At 65.0% G+C, this 18,986-nt stretch carries 18 protein-coding genes; 14 read left to right on the forward strand and 4 right to left on the reverse strand.

From position 1 onward, the window contains the following. Window positions 1-118: 118 nt before the first annotated feature. The 5 genes from QW868_RS24625 to QW868_RS24645 all read left to right on the forward strand — a co-directional run bounded on the left by QW868_RS24625 (window position 119) and on the right by QW868_RS24645 (window position 6,235). Window positions 119-997 carry an SDR family oxidoreductase gene (locus tag QW868_RS24625; protein ID WP_316231739.1) on the forward strand — a complete coding sequence of 293 codons (879 nt, stop codon included), beginning with the start codon at window positions 119-121 and terminating at the stop codon, window positions 995-997. 76 nt (window positions 998-1,073) lie between these two features. Continuing rightward, window positions 1,074-2,027 carry a dihydrodipicolinate synthase family protein gene (locus tag QW868_RS24630; RefSeq protein WP_316231740.1) on the forward strand — a complete coding sequence of 318 codons (954 nt, stop codon included), beginning with the start codon at window positions 1,074-1,076 and terminating at the stop codon, window positions 2,025-2,027. 2 nt (window positions 2,028-2,029) lie between these two features. After that, the gene (locus QW868_RS24635) at window positions 2,030-2,833 is read left to right on the forward strand and encodes an NUDIX hydrolase (RefSeq protein ID WP_316231741.1); all 804 of its coding nucleotides are present in this window, start codon (window positions 2,030-2,032) and stop codon (window positions 2,831-2,833) included. Window positions 2,834-2,946: 113 nt separating this feature from the next. Continuing rightward, complete coding sequence (locus QW868_RS24640; RefSeq protein ID WP_315737646.1) at window positions 2,947-5,628, forward strand: PAS domain-containing protein; 2,682 nt, start codon at window positions 2,947-2,949, stop codon at window positions 5,626-5,628. Between the two features lie 145 nt (window positions 5,629-5,773). Beyond that, a complete protein-coding gene (locus tag QW868_RS24645; RefSeq protein WP_409997751.1) occupies window positions 5,774-6,235 on the forward strand; it encodes a hypothetical protein in 462 nt (153 codons plus the stop codon). A 16-nt stretch (window positions 6,236-6,251) separates the two neighbouring features. Here the strand turns inward: QW868_RS24645 and QW868_RS24650 are convergent, their stop codons facing one another. Next, on the reverse strand, window positions 6,252-6,635 hold the full coding sequence (locus QW868_RS24650; protein WP_316231742.1) for a VOC family protein: 384 nt from the start codon (window positions 6,633-6,635) through the stop codon (window positions 6,252-6,254). Between the two features lie 221 nt (window positions 6,636-6,856). Between QW868_RS24650 and QW868_RS24655 the strand changes: the two genes are divergently transcribed. The 4 genes from QW868_RS24655 (at window position 6,857) to QW868_RS24670 (ending at window position 9,274) form a co-directional block, all read left to right on the forward strand. Then, window positions 6,857-7,561 carry a hypothetical protein gene (locus QW868_RS24655; RefSeq protein WP_316231743.1) on the forward strand — a complete coding sequence of 235 codons (705 nt, stop codon included), beginning with the start codon at window positions 6,857-6,859 and terminating at the stop codon, window positions 7,559-7,561. A gap of 114 nt (window positions 7,562-7,675) precedes the next feature. Then, on the forward strand, window positions 7,676-8,140 hold the full coding sequence (locus QW868_RS24660) for a hypothetical protein (RefSeq protein WP_316231744.1): 465 nt from the start codon (window positions 7,676-7,678) through the stop codon (window positions 8,138-8,140). A 206-nt stretch (window positions 8,141-8,346) separates the two neighbouring features. Beyond that, window positions 8,347-8,760, forward strand: coding sequence for a DUF3775 domain-containing protein (locus QW868_RS24665; RefSeq protein WP_316231745.1), 414 nt, complete (start codon window positions 8,347-8,349; stop codon window positions 8,758-8,760). A 67-nt stretch (window positions 8,761-8,827) separates the two neighbouring features. Next, entirely contained in the window at window positions 8,828-9,274 is a 447-nt protein-coding gene (locus QW868_RS24670) for a host attachment protein (RefSeq protein ID WP_315737651.1), read from the forward strand. Window positions 9,275-9,337: 63 nt separating this feature from the next. On the opposite strand, the gene QW868_RS24675 is transcribed toward QW868_RS24670, so the two are convergent. Both QW868_RS24675 and QW868_RS24680 read right to left on the reverse strand, forming a co-directional pair. Continuing rightward, on the reverse strand, window positions 9,338-9,532 hold the full coding sequence (locus QW868_RS24675; protein WP_315737652.1) for a hypothetical protein: 195 nt from the start codon (window positions 9,530-9,532) through the stop codon (window positions 9,338-9,340). A gap of 163 nt (window positions 9,533-9,695) precedes the next feature. Next, the gene (locus QW868_RS24680; RefSeq protein WP_315771202.1) at window positions 9,696-9,878 is read right to left on the reverse strand and encodes a hypothetical protein; all 183 of its coding nucleotides are present in this window, start codon (window positions 9,876-9,878) and stop codon (window positions 9,696-9,698) included. 473 nt (window positions 9,879-10,351) lie between these two features. On the opposite strand from QW868_RS24680, the gene QW868_RS33600 reads away from it, so the two are divergent. Further along, window positions 10,352-10,591 (forward strand): hypothetical protein, encoded by a 240-nt coding sequence (locus QW868_RS33600; protein ID WP_409997750.1) that lies wholly within the window; start codon window positions 10,352-10,354, stop codon window positions 10,589-10,591. A gap of 205 nt (window positions 10,592-10,796) precedes the next feature. On the opposite strand, the gene QW868_RS24685 is transcribed toward QW868_RS33600, so the two are convergent. Next, the gene (locus QW868_RS24685) at window positions 10,797-11,984 is read right to left on the reverse strand and encodes an acyltransferase (RefSeq protein WP_316231746.1); all 1,188 of its coding nucleotides are present in this window, start codon (window positions 11,982-11,984) and stop codon (window positions 10,797-10,799) included. Between the two features lie 584 nt (window positions 11,985-12,568). Here QW868_RS24685 and QW868_RS24690 point away from each other — a divergent pair. From QW868_RS24690 to QW868_RS24705, 4 genes are all read left to right on the forward strand, one after another. Continuing rightward, complete coding sequence (locus QW868_RS24690; RefSeq protein ID WP_315737654.1) at window positions 12,569-12,964, forward strand: hypothetical protein; 396 nt, start codon at window positions 12,569-12,571, stop codon at window positions 12,962-12,964. A 224-nt stretch (window positions 12,965-13,188) separates the two neighbouring features. Next, the gene (locus QW868_RS24695) at window positions 13,189-13,941 is read left to right on the forward strand and encodes a hypothetical protein (RefSeq protein ID WP_315737655.1); all 753 of its coding nucleotides are present in this window, start codon (window positions 13,189-13,191) and stop codon (window positions 13,939-13,941) included. 7 nt (window positions 13,942-13,948) lie between these two features. Beyond that, window positions 13,949-17,572 (forward strand): hypothetical protein, encoded by a 3,624-nt coding sequence (locus QW868_RS24700; RefSeq protein WP_316231747.1) that lies wholly within the window; start codon window positions 13,949-13,951, stop codon window positions 17,570-17,572. After that, complete coding sequence (locus QW868_RS24705; RefSeq protein ID WP_316231748.1) at window positions 17,569-18,984, forward strand: hypothetical protein; 1,416 nt, start codon at window positions 17,569-17,571, stop codon at window positions 18,982-18,984. Before QW868_RS24700 ends, QW868_RS24705 begins: the two co-directional genes overlap by 4 nt. The last annotated feature ends 2 nt before the right edge of the window (window positions 18,985-18,986 follow it).

Below are 18,986 nucleotides of genomic sequence, written 5' to 3' on the forward strand. Positions count from 1 at the left end.
TGTTCGTTGTCGTCATGCCCGGGCTTGACCCGGGCATCCATCCGCTTCCGAAGATGGATGGCCGGGTCAAGCCCGGTCATGACGAACGAAAGCAAAGAAGACAGCGGAGGAGGCACATATGGGACTGCTCGACGGCAAGGTGGCGCTGATCACCGGCGCAGGTGGCGGTCTCGGCGAGGCCTACGCAAGACTGTTCGCGCGCGAGGGCGCGGCGGTCGTCGTCAACGATCGCGGCGGCCCGCGTGACGGCTCCGGCTCCGACCTGTCGATGGCCGAGCAGGTGGTCGCGGCGATCGAGGCCGAGGGCGGGCGCGCGGTCGCCAACGGCGCCGACATCTCGACCATGGCCGGTGGGCAATCGGTGTTCGACGACGCCATCCGCCATTTCGGCCGCGCCGACATCCTCGTCAACAATGCCGGCATCCTGCGCGACCAGACCTTCGCCAAGTCGAGCGAGGCCGACTGGGACAAGGTGATCCAGGTGCACCTCAAGGGCACGTTCTGCTGCACCTTGCCGGTGTTCCGCTGGATGCGCGACAACGGCGGCGGCGTCATCGTCAACACCTCCTCGACCTCGGGCCTGATCGGCAATTTCGGCCAGTCCAACTACGGCGCCGCCAAGGGCGGTATCTGGGGCCTGTCCAACGTGCTGGCGATCGAGGGCCGCAAGTACAACATCCGGGTGTGGACGCTCGCGCCGGGCGCGCTGACACGCATGACCGCGGACCTGCCGCGCTACAAGGAGAACCCGGACGCGGCGTTGACACCCGAGGGCATTGCGCCGGCCGTGCTCTACATGGTCAGCAGTCTGTCCGGCGACCAGACCGGCAAGGTGCTCGGCGTGTCCGCCGCACGCGGCGTCCGTGAGATGCTGATGATGGAGATGGAGGGCTGGAGGCCACCGTCCTCGGCTTGGAACGCCCAGGACATCGCCGCGCACGCACAGGAGATATTCTTTTCGGAGGCCGATATAGCCAAGTCCGCACGGCGGTTTTGATGTATTCAGGTCGTCATTTCGGACATGCCGCCTCGGCGCATCCCGAAATGACGCCAGAGAGATTGGAGACCAGACGATGAAGCTCACCGCTGCCGCCAAAGGCACCTTCGCGATTGCGCCGACGCCGTTCCATGATAACGGCCGCATCGACGAGGCCTCGATCGACCGGCTGGTCGATTTCTATGCCGAGGCCGGCTGCGACGGCATCACCGTGCTGGGCATCATGGGCGAGGCGCCGAAACTGGACGCCGCTGAATCCGCCGAGGTCGCGATCCGCTTCGTCAAGCGCGCGAAAAACATGCAGATCATCGTCGGCGTCTCGTCGCCGGGCTTTGCCACCATGCGCGCGCTGGCCCGCGCCACCATGGATGCTGGCGCCGCTGGCGTGATGATCGCGCCGCCGCCGTCGCTCCGCACCGACGATCAGATCACGGGCTATTTCAAGCAGGCCCAGGAGGCGATCGGCGAGGACATTCCGTGGGTGCTGCAGGACTACCCGCTGACGCTGAGCGTCCAGTTCACGCCGGCCGTCATCCGCAAGATCGTCATGGACAGCGCGTCCTGCGTGATGCTCAAGCACGAGGACTGGCCGGGCCTGGAGAAGATCTCCGCGCTGCGTGGCTTCCAGAAGGACGGCTCGCTCAAGCCGCTGTCGATCCTGTGCGGCAATGGCGGCCTGTTCCTGGACTTCGAGATGGAGCGCGGCGCCGACGGCGCCATGACCGGCTACGCCTTCCCGGAGATGCTGGTCGATGTCGTCAAGCTGTCGCAGGCCGGAAAACGCGACGCCGCGCACGACCTGTTCGACGCGCATCTGCCGCTGGTGCGCTACGAGCAGCAGCCGGGGGCGGGGCTTGCCGTGCGCAAATACGTGCTGCAGAAGCGCGGCGCCATTGCCTCCAGCGCCCAGCGCAAGCCGGCGTCCGGCATCAGCGCCGCGGCCAAGGCCGAGGTCGACTATCTCTTGTCGCGCGTGGCGCGCTATGATGCCCGCGCCAACCTGCAACCTCGTGCCACCGCCGCGGAGTGACTATGGCTGACGCCGCCGCCGTCCGTCCCGCCTCGACCGTGCTGCTGCTGCGCGACAGCGCGGCCGCACGCGAGATCGAGGTGTTCATGATGGTGCGTCACCATCAGATCGAGTTCAACTCGGGCGCCCTGGTGTTTCCTGGCGGCAGCGTCGACAGAGGCGATCAGGAGATCGCCGGCAGGCCGGAGCTCTATGCCGGCGATGAGGGCCTGGAGGCCGAGGCGCTCGGCTTCCGCATCGCCGGGGTGCGCGAGACTTTCGAGGAGAGCGGCATCCTGCTGGCGCGGCCGGGCCGATCGGACGCGCTGATCGATGCCGCTGCCGCCCGCGAGATCGAGGCTGCGCATCGTCTGGCGCTGTGCGAGGGCAAGATCAGCTTTCTCGAGGTCCTCGAAGCTCACGGCCTCGTGCTGGCGCTCGATGCGCTCGTTCCCTACGCGCATTGGATCACGCCCGAGGGCTTGCCGAAGCGCTTCGACACCTGGTTCTTTCTGGCGGCCGCACCGCCGGACCAGCTCGGCGCCCATGATGGCCGGGAATCCACCGACTCGATCTGGGTCTCGCCGCGCGAGGCGCTGGCGGGCGGCGAGGATGGCCGCTTCAAGCTGCCGTTCCCGACCACGCGCAACCTGATCCGGCTCGGCAAGCAGCCGGCGGTGACCGAAGCCCTGGCGGCGGCGCGGGGCATGGACATCGTCACCGTGATGCCGGTGATGACCAGGACCGCCGAGGGCGGTCGCCAGCTGCGCATTCCGCACGAGGCGGGCTATGACGGGGAGGTGTTCGAGTTAGGTGCGGCCGGTTAACCGCAGAGGCTATTTTTCGTCCGGCGGATGATGCGCGGACGAGAATTGTTCTCTATATGTTCATTTGGCCGCCCGGCGGCTCGTATATAGTGCGGTTCCGACCATCGGATCCCATGAGTAGATTACCGGACCTCGACACGGCCTGCAGCAGCCTCCGATCGATGACGATCGGGCGGATGATCTTTGGCAGCTTTTTGCTGCTGCTTGCCGTCATCACCGCGACCAGCATGGCGAGCGTGATCGCCATCCGCCACATCGATTCGACGTTTGCCGAGTTGCAGCGGCTGCAGGGCGTCGGCGATCTCGCCGAGGAGATCGACCAGCGCATGAACGAGCTGCGGCTCGCGGCGCGCGATTTCGTCACCGACCCCGGCTCGCGCTCCGACCGTGCCATGGAGGCGGCGACCGAGCTCAGCGCGCTCCTGAAGAAGACGCGCCTGCAACTCGCACCGGAGCAGCAGGCGACCATCGACGGCGTTGCCCAGCGGCTCGCCAATTACCGCGAGGGCATCGACCGGATCAGTGCGCTGATCGCGCGGCGTGCCGAGCTGCTGTCGGGTTTGCCGGCGGCGCGCGAGAGCTTCGAGGACGCCATCGCCGGCCTGACTGATCGCGCCACGGCGCGGGCCTTGTTCCAAGTGCAGAACCAGGTCGGCGCGGCGTTGCTGGCGCGCGACCCGGCTGGCGCCGAGCAGGCCGCCCGCAGCATGCGCGCAATGCCGATCGAGGACAGCGCCCTGCGCGCGGCAGCGGACCGCTACGCCGAGGCGATCATCGCCATTGCCGGCACCGAGGACGAGATCGCACGCCTCGACAAGGAGGTGCTGGGCATCGAGGGGCGGCTGATCGGCCGGGTCACGGAGCTGCTGCGCGCCTTGAGTGCCAGCCAGGGCAAGGTGCTGTCGCGCGACTTCGCCCGCACGCTGGCGGAGACGAAATGGCAGAGCATCATCTTCGGCACGGCGGGCGTTCTGATCGGCATCTTTGCTGCCTCGTTCGTGGTGCGCCGCACGGTGAAGCCGCTGGCCTCGATCGCACGCTCGATCCGGGCGCTGGCGGCGGGCGAAAAAGCGGCGTCGATCCCGCAGACCGACGTTCAGAACGAGATCGGCGATATCGCGCGGGCGGCAGAAGTCTTTCGGCAGACTTTGCAGGATGCCGACGCGGCGCGCGAGGCGGCCGTCCGCGCGCTGGCCGAGCAGCGGCTGGCCGAGGAGAGCTATCGCAAGCTGTTCGAAGCTTCGATCGACGGCATCTATGTCACCACACCGAGTGGTCTCGTGCTCAATGCCAATCCGGCGCTCGCGCGCATCATGGGCTACGAATCCGCGAGCGAGCTGATCCAGAGCGTCAACGACATCGCGGATACGATCTATGTCCATCCCCTGGCGCGCGAACGCTATCAGCGGCTGATGCGGCGCGACGGCATGGTGCGCGAGTTCGAATACCAGGTGCGCCGGCGCACCGGCGAGATCCGCTGGCTTTCGGACAGCGCCACGGTGGTGCGGGATGAGAACGGCGAGGTAATTCGCTACGAAGGCGTGGTCCGCGACATCACGGATCAGAAGCGCGCCGAGGACGCGATCGCGGAAGGCCGGCGATTGCTGCAGCAGGTCATCGACACCGTGCCGGCGGTGATCAACGTCAAGGATAGCGAGCTACGCTATGTCCTGATGAACCGCTACATGGCCGGCATCTTCAACGTCGAGCCCGAGGATGCGCTCGGCCGCACCACGGGCGAGCTGATGTCGCGCTACGGTGCGAACAAGACGGACTCGAACGACAAGCGCGTGCTGGCGACGAAGGCCGGCCTCGGGTTCTACGAGGAGGAATACCTCGATTCTTGCAACGTCATGCGGCAATGGCTGGTCAACAAGCTGCCGCTTCTCGACGCCGACGGCGAGGTCGACAAGATCGTCACCGTGGCGCTCGACATTGGAGAGCGCAAGAAGAGCGAATTGGAGATGCGCAAGGCCAAGGAGGCCGCCGAGACGGCGCTCCGGAACCTGCGCGAGACCCAGGCCTCGCTGATCGAAGCCGAGAAGCTCGCGGCGCTCGGGCGCATGGTCGCCGGCGTTGCCCATGAGGTCAACAACCCCGTCGGCATCAGCCTCACGGTCGCCTCCGCGCTCGAGCGCAAGACCGAGCGCTTCAGCGAGGCGGTCACGCGGGGCGAACTGCGGCGGTCGAGCCTCAACGAGTTCATCGAGATGAGCCGCAGTGCGGCTGGGCAGCTCGTCGCAAATCTCAATCGCGCGGCCGAGCTGATCCAGTCGTTCAAGCAGGTCGCAGCGGACCGCAACTACTCCGACAAGCGCACCTTCGATCTCGCCGATCTCACCGAGCAGGTGGTGATGAGTCTGCGCCCGGGCGTGCGCAGACAGAACCTGACGGTGAATGTGGATTGCCAGCCCGATCTGGTGATGAACAGCTACCCCGGGCCTTATGGGCAGGTTCTGACCAATCTCTTCCTCAATGCGGTCGCGCACGCGTTTCCGGACGGCAGGAGCGGTGTGATCGAAATCAGGGCGCGGGAATCCGGGCGCGACAATGTCGAGATCATCTTTTCCGACAATGGCTGCGGCATGTCGCTCGACGTTCGCCGCCGCGCCTTCGATCCTTTTTTCACGACGCGCCGCGACCAGGGCGGCACTGGCCTCGGCCTGCACATCGTCTACAGCATCGTGACCAACCGGCTCGGCGGCCGGCTTGATCTCGACTCCGAGCCGGGCGCCGGCACGCGCGTCCAGATCATTCTGCCGCGGGTCGCGCCTCTCGAGCAGGCGGCCGAGTAGGGAGATCCGCAATGCGCGGGGATGCCGCGCCGCTGCGTGAAACTCCGGATTGACTCTCACGAAGCCGAGATCGAATCGAAATCTGGCCCAGTTGATGCATCATTATCCGTGCACCCTGGGGTGGTGCAGGAGCCAGATGGACCAGATGGAAATGAGCAAATGGATCGTGTCCCGCGGCCATGAGCCGCATCGAGCTGATCGTGCCGACATCAGCAACACGGGTTCGAGGCGACCGGCGGTCGCTCCATGGAAGCCGCCCATCCAGGTCGGCGGTGCGGCGCTGCTGATCGCACTCTGCGCGCCACCGTCACTGGCGCGCGATCGCGGCCAGTATGCGAACTCGTCGCCGGAGATCAAGGCATGGTTCGACGGCCTGCGCAGCGGCAAGGGCCCGTGCTGCTCGGATGCCGACGGCAGCGCCGTCAGCGATGTCGACTGGGAGAGCAGGGGCGGTCACTACCGCGTCCGCATCGAGGGGGAATGGCTCGACGTTCCCGACGAGGCGGTCATCACCGAGCCCAACCGCGTCGGGCGCACCATGGTGTGGCCGATGCGCGGCTATCAGGGCCTCTCGATCCGCTGCTTCATGCCGGGCAGCATGACGTAGCCGAGCGGGGCGGCGCTCAGACGTATTTCTTGTCGCGCTCCAGGAGCTCGATGGAAATGCCCTGGGGCCCGCGGATGAAGCAGATGCGAACACCGGGGCGGACCGTGGTCGGCTCGGTCGTGAAGGTGACGCCCTTGGCCTTGAGCTCGGCGGCCGCGGCGTCAATGTCCTTCACGGTGAGGCCGAAATGATCGAGGCCCTGGTGCGGGGTCACCGGTGGCTCGTTCACTCCGTCGCCCGGCTCGACCTTGGCGATGAACACGCTGGCGCCGCCGAGCTTGACGTCGATGCGGCCGGGATTGCGGACGATCTCGCCGCCGAGAATGTCGTGAAGCCAGTTGGCGGTGGCTTCCGGGTCAGGGCTGCGCAGATGGATATGGTCCCACGTGACATTCAACATCGTCGAGATCTTTCGAAAGAGTGAACCGCTTGCGGCGCGGCGGCGTTCCTTGAGGCGTCGGCAGCGGAGCGGATGTTTACCGGCCCGTCGCCGGCCGCGCCAGCCGGCAAACCGACCGGTATCCGGGCCTGCCCTCCAATTGTCGGCTTTGCATGCAACCCTATCGATGTTTGCCGATTGAAGCTTCCAGATGCCCCCGCCGGGCAGCCGATGGTGCAGACATGAGCGCGGGTCTCTCTCGTTTGCTGGGTCGCAAGCCCGATGCCGCGGCGTCGCTGGCCGTGCGCCGAAGCGGCGGAGCGTCCATCCCTTTGGGAGCCGCCGTGTCGGGGTTGGCGATCCTCGCGCTGATCATGTTCGGCGCAGTCGGGTGGCTGATCATGTCGGTCGAAGAGGAGGAGATGGCCGACCTCCGCCTTGCGCAAGTCACATCGGCCTCCCCGAGCGGCCGGTATGAAGGAGATGAAGACGGGACGGAGCCATCGCATGGGCTCTCGTCCGTGGTGCCCAGTCTGGGGTCCAATGCGCACCCCGATCCGTCCCCGGTCGTCGGCTCCGGCCGGAACGTCATGGACGCGCATGCCAGTCTGTCGCCGACGATTCTACCTGTGTCATCCACTGCGCTCGACCCGGCCGCTCTGTCCGGCCTGCGGATCAGTTCCCAGTCCTGGCGGCGCGGCGGGCTTGGATCGAAGGCGCTGGTGACCTTCACGCTACGGAATGCCAACAGTTTCGCAGTCAAGGACGTCGAAATCAGCTGCGCCTTCAGCCGGCGCGACGGCAGTCACGTCACCGACCGCCGACGGATCGTGCCCGGCCAAGTCGGGTCGCGCAGCCGTAAGACCTTCGCGGCGGTCCACGTCGGATTCGTCAACGTTAACGTCAGCGCGGCCAAATGCGCGCTGGTTGCAGCGACCAAAATCTAATTATGTCGCGCTAGTCTCCCACGGTCTTTGAACCCGAGCGTTCGACGCGGGAACATACTGTCATGATCCTCCGTTAGGTGGATGTCGGCGCAGGTGCCGACGGAGCGGTAAATTATGCCCATTCTCCGTTACTTTCTTTTCGTCGGTGGAACTCTGCTGGCGCTGCTCGTCCTGGCGGATGCCGTGCTTCCCAGCGTGCCATTGCCTGCAAGCCTGTCGTCTGCGTCGGATCTTCCCCCGGTGCGCATTCAGTCGACGCGAAAGTGGCCGGAGCGGATCGTGATGGACACCTCGGTCGCCACGCCAGCTCCGGTGAAGCTCGCGAAGGCGGAGCAGCCTCCGGCAGAACCTGCGGGAGAAGTGGCCAAGAACGGTCTCCGCGACGCCTTCGCGCAGATGAGCGCCGTCGAAGCCAACCCGCAGGTTGCGGCCGTGAAGGCCGCCGAGAAGCCTCGCGCGACGCGGATTGCCGACACGAGCAAGGCGAAGAAGCGAAAGGTCGCAAGAGCTCATCTGGGCAGACCGATGATCCTGGTCGCGCAGCAGCCGCATGTCGGCCCTTTCGCTTGGACCTGGTAGTATCGATTGCCCGCAGTCCCTCTGGTCGATCCAAGCAGTCCCGGTGCAATCGCGCGCCGGGGGCGGTCGAACTGACGTGGGCTGCTGCGCCGCTTTTCACGCCGCCGCGCTGCCTTGATCTTGCGCAAAGTGCGCTCCTTCCGGAACGCCTAGCGTCCCTTGCATGGGACCTGGGAGCGTTTGCCCGGGGACCCAGGAGACGCTGAATGACGACTACCACGCCCACCCTCTCGATCTCGCCGGAGAAGGTCGCCTTCGTCGTGACCAAGATCCACAAGCATGAAATGGAAGCGGCCGAACCCGAATTGCTGGCAGATTTGGCGGATGACGACGCGGCGCCCGGTACCGGTGGGCGAGGTTTGAACACGGACAGGTCGGAGCTCGTCAGCTTCATCAGGGGCCTCAATGTCGACGAACAGATCGATCTGGTCACGCTGATGTGGCTGGGCCGGGGTGACGGCTCGCTGGACAATTGGGATGAGCTTCGTGCGCAGGCCGCTCAGGCGCACAACAATCGCACCGCGACGTACCTGATCGAAACTCCGATGCTTGGCGACTATCTGGAGGAGGCTCTCGCGGAGTTCGGCCTTTCCTTGGAAGACTTCGAAGAAGGCATATAGCTGGGCGGCGTCTCCCGATGGATTCCCAGCACGTTCTTCGTTGCAATTCGGATGATGGAGTAATCTCATGGACAAGCTGAAGGTCGGAACCGGTGATTGGATCGTCGTGTGCGACGGCCGCAAGGCACTGATCCTCGAGAACGTCGGTGACAGCATGTTTCCGAACCTGCACACCAAAGAGGTCCGTGAGCAGGAGAACGACCGCACGAGCGCTCAGGGCACTGATGCGCCCGGCTCGGTGCAGCAGTCATTTGGCAATGCTCGGAGTTCGGTGGATCAGACGGATTGGCATGATCAGGCTGAGCGCGCCTTTCTCAAGCAGCTTGCTGATCGCCTGCATCAGGCTGTCCTGTCGGGCGAAACCAAAGCCGTCACGATGGTGGCGTCGCCGCGCGCGCTCGGGATCATCCGCGCCGACTATTCCGACGCGGTACGAAAGGTGCTGCATGGCGAGGTCCACAAGGATCTGGTCAAGCTTCCGGTCTACGAAATCGAGAAGCAGCTGCTCGCCTGAGGCCGGCTTTCTCATACCAATGAGCGCCCAGAGGCCCCGTTCGCGGTTTCGACCGCGACGGGATCAATGTGTGCTTTCATGCGACGGTGTCGATTCCGGCGCAGCAGGCACCAGACTTGTGTCCAGGTGCGCGGCTCCTTTTTCGACGATCTCGTAGCCGCAATCATCCAGCCAGGCGATCAGGCGATCGGCCATGGCGTAATCCCAGGTCGGGTAGGAGCGTGCGATGACCTGGCGTGGCGTGAGCTTGCGAGACATTGGTGATCCTTCCCTGATCTCATGGTGCTCGATGAGACGTCGAGCGTCTGGTCTTGTCATCTTGAACCCCAGAACGCGATGCGCGGTTCCTGCGGCGCCCGAGCGCTGCCGCTTGAGGAGCGCTGATCATTCGCAGCGCCTCGGCGAAACGGGGCAGAATTCATCAAACGCTGATCACGTGTGGCTGCGCGTCGTCGGTCACGGGAGCCGCGGTGCGCTCCGGCTTCTTCTCCACGATCTCGTACCCACAATGATCGAGCCATGCGATCAACCGGTCGGCCATGGCATAGTCCCAGCTGGGATAGGATCTGGCAATGACTTCGCGGACTGAAAGCTTTCGTGCCATCATGTCGATCTATCGCTCCCTGCATTCGCCACGGGCTCGTCCGGCGCGCATCCGGACGATCCAAGGCTGACCGGCAGTTCGTGCCGCCGGCTCCTGATGTTGTTCGGCTCGTCACGTTTCTGAGCGCGCGCGCCCCAACGCCTTGCTGGCTCACCACGATCAAATTGGCGTGGAGAGGTGATTTTTCCGCTTATCGCTCGCCCAGGCTGCGCAATCATCGCCCAACATGGTGAAAACCTTCTCGCTACGATGGTTTCCCATTTCCGTGCACGGATATGGCGCAGTCGTGCGCGTAGTGGGGCTGGAGTGTGGTGGCGGCGCGGTGTTTCGTCACAGGCTGGCGGCGACCATCTCCGACGAGATCTCAGCGCGAGCAGGCTGCGATCAACGGGGGAACGGTTTGATACGTTCATGGTTTCCGCTGGGGCGCGGTCGCAGGGGGCTCGTCGCCTCGGAGTCAATGGAGCAACGCGATGAGGCTGATGTTTTGGGTTGTGCTGCTGACTGGCCTTGCGGCAGGAGGCGGCCGGTCGGTCGCCAATGAGTCCTGCGGCCCAGGGTGCCACGTCGCGCCCAATGGCGGCTGCGTCGTGAATGGCTGGGAGGTGGGAGCGCCGGTGTGGAACGAATGCCCTGCGGGCGCTCGGCCAAGGCCGCCATGCGGAACCGCGTTCAAATGGAGCAGACAGGCGAGGGCCTGTGTCAGCAGGTGAACATGCGATGGCTGATCATCGCCGCGGCAGCGTGTACCGGGCTGCCGGCTGCCGCGAGGGATCAGCGACTGTTCACCTTGGACGTCGCGCCCTGTCGTTAGCGGCGGCAGCTTCGTCTGGCTCCTGATTCAAGGCACGGCAAGGCTCCGGATAAGCCGCTGGTAGAGGCGCACCGCGAAGCACGGACGGGCCGGTGACACGGCGCTCAGACCGGCGTCGCATGGATCACGTCGCGCGGTGCGCTGGTGCGGAAGGCTCTCCGTAACCATGTTCGCGAGGGCGCCTCGATGAGCATGTAGGTGACCCAGGCCACCGCCGTCGCAATCGCAACGAACAGACCGAGCCGCAGTGCGAGCTCGAGAGCGCCGGGAGCATCTGACTTTCCGATCATCGCAAGCCGAATGAGAAAGGGATGCAGCAGATAGATCGAATAGCTGCATTCGCCACCAATGATCAGGGCTCTGGACGACAGCCAAGCGGCATGGCCGTACCGACTGGCTGCGACGAAGACGATCGAGAATCCCGAGATCTCGATGAGACGTACGGCAAGTTCGATCGCGAACGACCAGCCGGGCAGACGAGGCTGCAGAAACAGCAGGACAGGCGCACAGATGAGGCTCACCAGCGCAAGCCAGAACAGGAGCCTCACGCAGCGTCGCTCCCCGTCACCGATGCTGGCATCGGCGCGGTTCTTGTAGATCATGGCGGCAAGGCAGCCGGCCAGGAACTGAGCGATGTGAAGATAGGGAGAGTAGTAGGTGAGCCACTGCATCCCGTTTTGCGTGAGGCTCGGCGCGGCGGTCCGCAACAACGCATCGCCGAAGGTGAAGGCGGCGGCGATCGTCAGCGCGAACGTCACGATGTTCGCCAGCGCGATCCAGATGATCGTGGGCAGCCGGACGACGCCTGCAAACAGCAGGCAGACGAACGGAAACAGCAGGTAGAAGAACAGCTCGACGCTGATGGACCAGAGGTGCTGCAGCGACGGCACGACCGCGACCAGCATGGTGCCGTTCTGCACGGGAAACCAGGCTTGCGTCATCGTGAGGATGAAGCCGAGCGAGGGCGCGGAGAGGTCTCGCGCGATCACGACGTATGCGACGACCGCGAGCACAATCACGGCGTACATCGGGTAGAGCCGGGCGAATCGCGCGATGGCAAATTCGCGAAGAGCGTTTCCGAACGGTTGCGACTGGAAGCGCGCGGCATAGTTGAGCCACAGGACGAATCCGCTCAGCACGAAGAACATCGTCATTCCGATGCTGCTGACCTGAGCGATGAGCTCCGGCAGCAGGCCTTGCGCCAACGACGGGGCGCCGTGGCCGATGGCGACCGTTGCGGCCGCGACGAAGCGTAAGCCGGTCAGCGAGCCGATGAAGCGTTGCTCGTTCACTTTGAGGGATGGTCCTGATACTTGGGAGGCGCTCCGGCTGTTGTAGAAACAGCAGGGTCCGGAGGCAACCCGACGCACGCCGGCCGGAGACGGGATTGCCGCCCGCTCGAGCGACGATCTGGCGTTCAGGCCGGAGATGACTCTGCGCCCGATCGGTCCGGCGTCTGCCGTTTGCGGCGTCCGACGCGGCGGCGTCTCACATTGCCGTCGACAACAACGAGCTGAAAAATAAAGGGAAATCAGCCTTGGCATCGGCGGCGTCCCATCCAAGGGGCGAGGCGTTTCCCGGTGCGGCATGCGATCGGCGGGAGGGGCCAGCAACAGGCTGGTAGGTTTGAAGAAATCCGGGAAGAGCAGCTTTTGCAGCGGATCGTGCCTGTTGCGAAACCCCGCCGGGAATCTTGGCCAGCGGGAGGTTACGGCCAGGGCCTTGGTCGCACCTGCGTGGGATGCGGAGCCCCGGCCGGATTGCTGCAGGGGCCGGATTGCAAATGGACTCGCAAACCGACGGCGGCTAGTTATTTGTCACCTCCGGCTGGTCATCTTGCATGACGCTGAGCGTTTGAACGAGGACGGAAGCCGCCTTGCCCGCTGCGCCATCTCAGCTCACCGATCAAACCGTCGACACCCAGCTGACGACGAATTGCAATGCGCAGGTGGCCGCAACGTTCGACACCAACGACAGCACCTGGGTGACCTTTTTCGTCAACGGTACGATCCCGTGCTGGAGGACGCTCGTGTCGATTGGCGAGGTGAAGGTCACGCTGGCCGAGGATGTCGCTGTTGCCGGCATTGTCCTGTGCAAGGGGCTGACCGTGACCATGAACCCCATGGGTCCCTACTACACGGTCACGATGACAGGAGCGATCGTCGATTCCGGAAAGGAGAGCAGCTTTACCGGAATCGTGCTCGGCTCGTTCACCCGGTCCGCAGCGATGAAGCGTGCGATGCAAATGCTTCGGAGACAAGGCAGCCGCTGAGGGCCGGCCCGGCTTCGCGTGAAATGTAAACACCAGAATGTTATCGGGCGTGGGGGGCAGGACTGTGATCTGGCCCGATTGACCGCCCCTGCGAACTCTGTTACACGATGCAACCTCTGATAGATTTCGATCATTGGTAGTTTATTGATTTTCGACTCGCCTCAGCTGCGCTCAGCAGCTGCGCGCTGCAGGTTTCGACCTGTGTTTTACAAAAGGAGATAGTCATGTCTGATCGTGAAGGTATTCGTTTCACCGCTCCCGCCGTCGTCAAGACCCCCACGAGTCCCAACACCGATGTCGTCGCGACGCCGACGGGCGATCCCAACAACACGACGCAGCTCGTCTTCGAGTATCAGGGCCGCATTCCGGTCTGGACGCCGGTGGTTTCGCAGGCTCAACCTCAAGTCGTATTGGGGGCCGACATCACGATCGGCGCAACGACTTGGCGCAAGGGCATCACGGTCCAGTATGCGGCGCTGGGATCGACCCAGTACACCGTGACCATCATCTCGGGCGAGATCGTGGACGATCGTGGGCTCTACTCGCTCCAGGGCGTGACGCTCGGCATCTTCCCGATCAGTTCGTCCGTCAAGTCAGCGGCGCCCGCGGCGACGCGGACCGAAGAGTATCCGCGCGCGGCCTTCACGGCGCTGCCGACGGTGAACACCCCGACCAGTCCGAACAGCAACGTGGTGACGACGCCGAGCGGCGACACCAACAACACGACCTACGTCTCGTTCCAGTATCAGGGCCGAATCCCGGTCTGGACGCCGATCGTCTCGCAGTCGCAGATCACTGCGGTCCTCGGTGCTGATATCACGATCGGGGCGACGACGTGGAAGGCGGGCATCACGGTGCAATATGCGGCGCTGGGCTCGACGCAATATACGGTGACCATCATCAAGGGCGACATCATCGACGATCGCGCCCTCTATTCACTGGCGGGCACCTTGCTCGGCATCTTCCCGATCGGGTGATACGAGCATGGACGCGTCCGCGTCAGCGCAGTTCGAGCAGGTCGACTCCTCCGCGATCTACGAGACCAGGGTTGCCGGCTCGGTTGGCTGGGCCGGCTACCTTCTCGGCGCGGGCTCGTCGCTGCCACCGTTCATCAACTACGATGACTCGCTGAAGAAGTACGGTGGCAGCTATCTGTTCGCGACACAGCGGCCCGCCGATCTCGATCGGGATCCCGGCGGGTTCGCCGAGCGTGCACGGACCTATATCAGCAAGGCGACGCGCAATCGCGCCGTCGTCTGGCTTGCCTCGGCCAATCCGGTCGTGTTTGGCGACTTCGAGCGCTATGGCGTCTCCTTCATCAATCTGCCGCCGGTCTACCAGGTCTCGGGCAACATGAACCTCTGGTTCGCCAGCAACGCCAAATTCTACATCCTCGATCAGAGCCGGATCGATATTGACGGTGGGGCGCTGCGCCTGTCGGGCTCGGCGCTGAGCTCACCTCCGTTCATCGGCTTCGCGGGCAAGGGCGACAACCCGCTCGGCATTCGGCTTGCGCCGGCCTCCAATAATCGCATCTACGCCTACGTGCCCTTCGGCGGCGCCAACACCGGCTGCGTGACCTTTGATGGGCTGCTCGATTCGAAACAGGCGTTCGTCAGCCAGGGCTTGGGGCAGGGCGTCCGCTACGTCATCAACAACAATGCGACGGCGTCGCTGCAAGCTGCGCAGTATGCAGCCATGACGGTGGCGGCGTTGCCATCGCAGCTTTCGATCGCGGGCGCTTTCGACCTCGGCGATCCGGCCAACCGCGTGATCAGCCGAGAGCAGCTCGAACAGGGCTATCTGCGTTCCGGTTTTGCCATCAAGGGGGCGCCTGCGCTGACCAGCGAATTCCGCACGACCGGCGGGCGTGTCGTGCAACTGACACCGCTCGGGGCTGGCAGCGGAGATACGGCGCCGGCGCTCGGCGCCGGGGGCTTCGCCTTTGCCACCAGTGTCGCGAGATCGGCCAAGACCGACACCGGCACTGCCTATCTGAGCCTGGCCGGCCACTATGCGCTCAGTGCCGACGGCAGCGCCGCCGGCCAGGTCGCGAAGCTGATGGGCGGACTGTTCGGATCGGAAGCGCTCAGCTTCAAGGCGTACGACGTCAGCCTGCCTGCAACACAAAACGATCGCCTCAACGCGATCCCCTCGAAACCAGGCTACGCGCCGGTGTTCCCGTTCGAGACGGCGGATCTCAACCGTCCCGCGAGCGGCGCCGTTGCGCCGCGCCTGACCGACGACCACCAGACCTCCTGGGTGACCATCGTCGCCGGCAGCGGGACCGTCGACTATCTGGCCGAGCCCGAAGGCAGCGCGATCTACGGTGCGGCCGCGGCCGGCGCCGCGAATGCGGAGATACTCCAATCCGCGCCGCCGTTCATGCCGCTCGCCCAGGGCAGCGACAAGACGTTCCCGCTGGCGCCTTATGGTGCTGCTGCGAGCAGCGGCCTCGATGGCGCTACGCTCGTCCAGTTCGAGAGCCAGATCGTGGCCGCAACCCGCAAGTCGCTGATCTCGGGCTATGGCAGCAAGACGTGGTCGGCGCGGGTGCAGGCGGCGCGGGCTCACGCGTTGCACGGCACGCTGGCGGACGGCCCCAGCACCGATGGGACGACGCCTCAGGGCTTCATCATCGAGCGCGATCCGGCGACGGGGGCCTATCTGAAGGTCAGCATGGCGCAATCGCTCGACCGCGACGGCAATACCCTGCCATTCGCGCTATCTGCTCCAACCCAGGCGATGCAGGACGCCTTGCAGACCAACCAGCTCTTTCTGGTCGCCGTCAATCCGGAGCCGTTCGGCACCGGCGCCCAGTTCGCCAACACTGTCAACATTGCGGGCTGGACCATGACCGCGGCGGTCGGCGCCGGCGCGTCGGCGACCGCCTACCGCAACGTGATGATCATGAAGTTCTGCTCCGGCTCGTTGCTGGAGCGGGTCACGAATGCCAATCGTTGGACGTCCGCGGAGCAGTTCTCGCTGTTGCCCGGCACACCGCCGGTCACCGCCGCGCTGTCCTACACCGGCCTCTCGCAATGGCTGCAGGACTACATTGCGGACGCCATCGCACGGTCGAAGGGAGCGTCCGGCCCATTCTATGAGAATTTCGCGCGCATTGCCCAGGATCCGAACTGGACCGGCGTCATCGTGCTCGCCGCCGATCTCGGCCAGCGCGACATGCCGCCGGAGATTGCGGGTCTTGCCGCCGGCATCGACTTCACGCGCTTCAATGCCCATCATTTCGGCTTCACCGTCAGTCGCGTCACGGTCGACGGCCGGAGCGGCCGGATCACGATGCCCTCGGGCAGCTCGAGCCTGTTCGGCCTGATCGACTACGAAGATCCGCGCTATGCGGTGAACGTCTCGAGCGGCGTTGCGCCCGACGTGCCCGTGGCGGTGCAGATGAGCGGCGAGTTCGACTTCACCGTGCTGCAGCTGCAGTCGTTGTTCGAGAACGCCAGGCTGACGCGGTTCGACAGCCACGTCCAGCTCTCGGTCGCGGCGCTGTTCGGCGCGCCGGTGTCGCGGCTGTACTCACGCGGCAAGCCGCAGCCATTCACGGGAATCGTGCTGAAGGGCAGCTATGTCGATCAGGGCGGCCGCGGCGCCTATGTCTTCGAGCAGAACACGACCAACGTGCTGACCAGCCCATCGAACGTGCTACCGGCCGTCGCCTTCGACCGTGTGCAGTTCAACACGATCGGCACCCAGGACCAGGGCGCCACGGTGGCGAGCAACTTCCTCGTCTGGGGGCGGCTCGATTTCACGCCGCTTCAGAGCACCATCGGAGAGACGCTCGACCTGCTGTCGTTCGGCAGTCCGCCGGACACGCCAGAGGCGGCGCTCGGCGTCGGCCTCGCCTTCTCCGGTCTCGCCGTCGGAATGACCTATCCGCAGGCGACGCCTGGCGCCAAGCGGTTCGAGGTCGCGACCGGCAACCTGGCCTGGAATCTCAACGGCTCGACGATGCGCGACACCAGCCTGTTCCGCGGCTTCGCGCTGCAGCTGAAGAGCTTCGTCAACGCGACCGGCGATCAGAAGCCGTCCGATCTCGGCTTCCTGCCGGTGACGTCGCAGCTCAACCTGACCGAACTCGAGGGGCCCTGGTTCGGCGTCGTCTATGACATCACGCTGGGCGGTCCGGGGGCGCTCGCCTCGGGCGTCGGCTTCCAGTCGCAGCTGCTCGCGGCATGGTCACCGATCACCACCGGCTCGGATGCGCAGCATGCGATCTTCATCGGCATGAGCCTGCCGGGCGCGGCGCCCGGCGCCAGCCTGTTCAGCATCCAGGGCGTCATCAAGGTTGCGGTCGGTGCGATCTCGATCCTGCGCCAGCCGGTCCCGACCGCATCGGGACGCAAGCTGTCTGATGACGGTCCGAAGTGGTTCTACTGCCTGCGGATCGACGATATCGCCATCAAGATCTTCGGCATCGCCAAGCTGCCGCCGTCCGCCAACATCCAGTTCTTCCTGTTCGGCGATCCCGACAACACCGGCAGCCTCGGCTGGTACGCGGCCTATGTCGCCGACGACAATCCGGGCTGCGAGCAGTCGCTCGCATTCGCCTCACGCAAGCCCGAGCTGCAGGAGCCGTCATCATGACGCGGATCCTGTTCTGGAATATCGAGAGCTTCTCGGTCAACAAGATCTTTTCCGCGTCGATCAAGCGGCAGCGCGGCCATGGCGGCCTCAACGACATGCAGAGCGCGATCCAGCGCCGCGCGGTGATCAATGCCGTGCTGACGGCCACGCAGCCGGACATCATCGTCATCATCGAGGTGAGCTCCGGCGACAATGCGCCCAACGCGCTGGCGAGCCAGACCGGCGGCATCAATGCACTCGCCATGGTGCAGTTCGGGCTCAACAACCCCGCCACGATGGTGGCAGGCGGCTGGAACGCCGTGCCGCCGCTCTACACCGGGACCGGCGGGCGCGCCGAAACGGTTGGCATTCTCTATCGCCGCACCGACACTGCAGGCAACCTCCGTCGCTATTTCACCGGGCCCAACATCTGGACCGGCGGTCATGGCGGCCTGTCGGTGCCGCCGGGCGGCGGCGCCGCCGCGCCGTACAATGGCATGGTGGTGCCTATCGGTGCCGTGAACGTCAACGGAATGCTGGTGCCGCCGGGGCTTGGCGGCGTGCGCCAGATTCCTGTGGGCGCCCAGCACAATGGCGGCCTCAATGAGGACGTCGTCGCCGCGCGCATCGCCTTCACGACCACGCTCGGTGCGCCCGTTGCCTTTGGCGGATTGCGCGAGCCGTTCATGGCAACGTTCACCGAGACCGATAATCTCGGCGTCGTGCAGCGAGACCTCACCATCTTCGGCATCCATTCCCCGCCGAACAATCCCGCGGCGGCGAACTACATCACCACGCTGTCGACGATCAACGATATCGTCGGCGCCCTGGGAGTGAACGAGACGCGGGTGATCGGCGGCGATTTCAACGTCAATCTGTTCGCCGTCAACGGCACGGCCTCGGGCCTCTATAATCCGCTCACCGGGGGGCCCGGTGCCTACACGCTGCTCGTCAGTCCGACGGCGGTGGGAGTTCCTGTCAATCTCGACCAGTATAAGGGCTATTTCTCCAGCCATATCCGCGGCAAGGACAAGACGGCGGCCTCCAAATTCCTCTGGTCCAACGGCGGCGGCCCGGGGCAGAGCTTTTATCCCGGCTACGGCTATGTCGGCTCCAACTTCGTCGCTGCGCCGTTCTACTCGATCGACAACATCCTGGTCTGGCCGCACAACGGCATGCACAACTATCAGACCACGATCATGAACACGGTGACCGGCACGCCGATGAACGCGGTCATGGCGCCGCCGGACAATCCTCCCCCGGGCGCGGTTGCGCTGGCCCACCAGTTCACCGCGGCGCCGATGGGGTGGCCGGGCGCGCCGACGGCGGCGAACTATCCCGGGATCGGCGGCGCCGGAAATCTCACCGGCTGGAGCAATTACGGGCGCGTTCGCAACACCAGCGATCACTTCGGCATCTCTGCCGACATCTGAGG

Origin of the sequence: Bradyrhizobium sp. SZCCHNR1051 (assembly GCF_032489615.1) — a bacterium.
Taxonomy (GTDB): Bacteria; Pseudomonadota; Alphaproteobacteria; order Rhizobiales; family Xanthobacteraceae; genus Bradyrhizobium.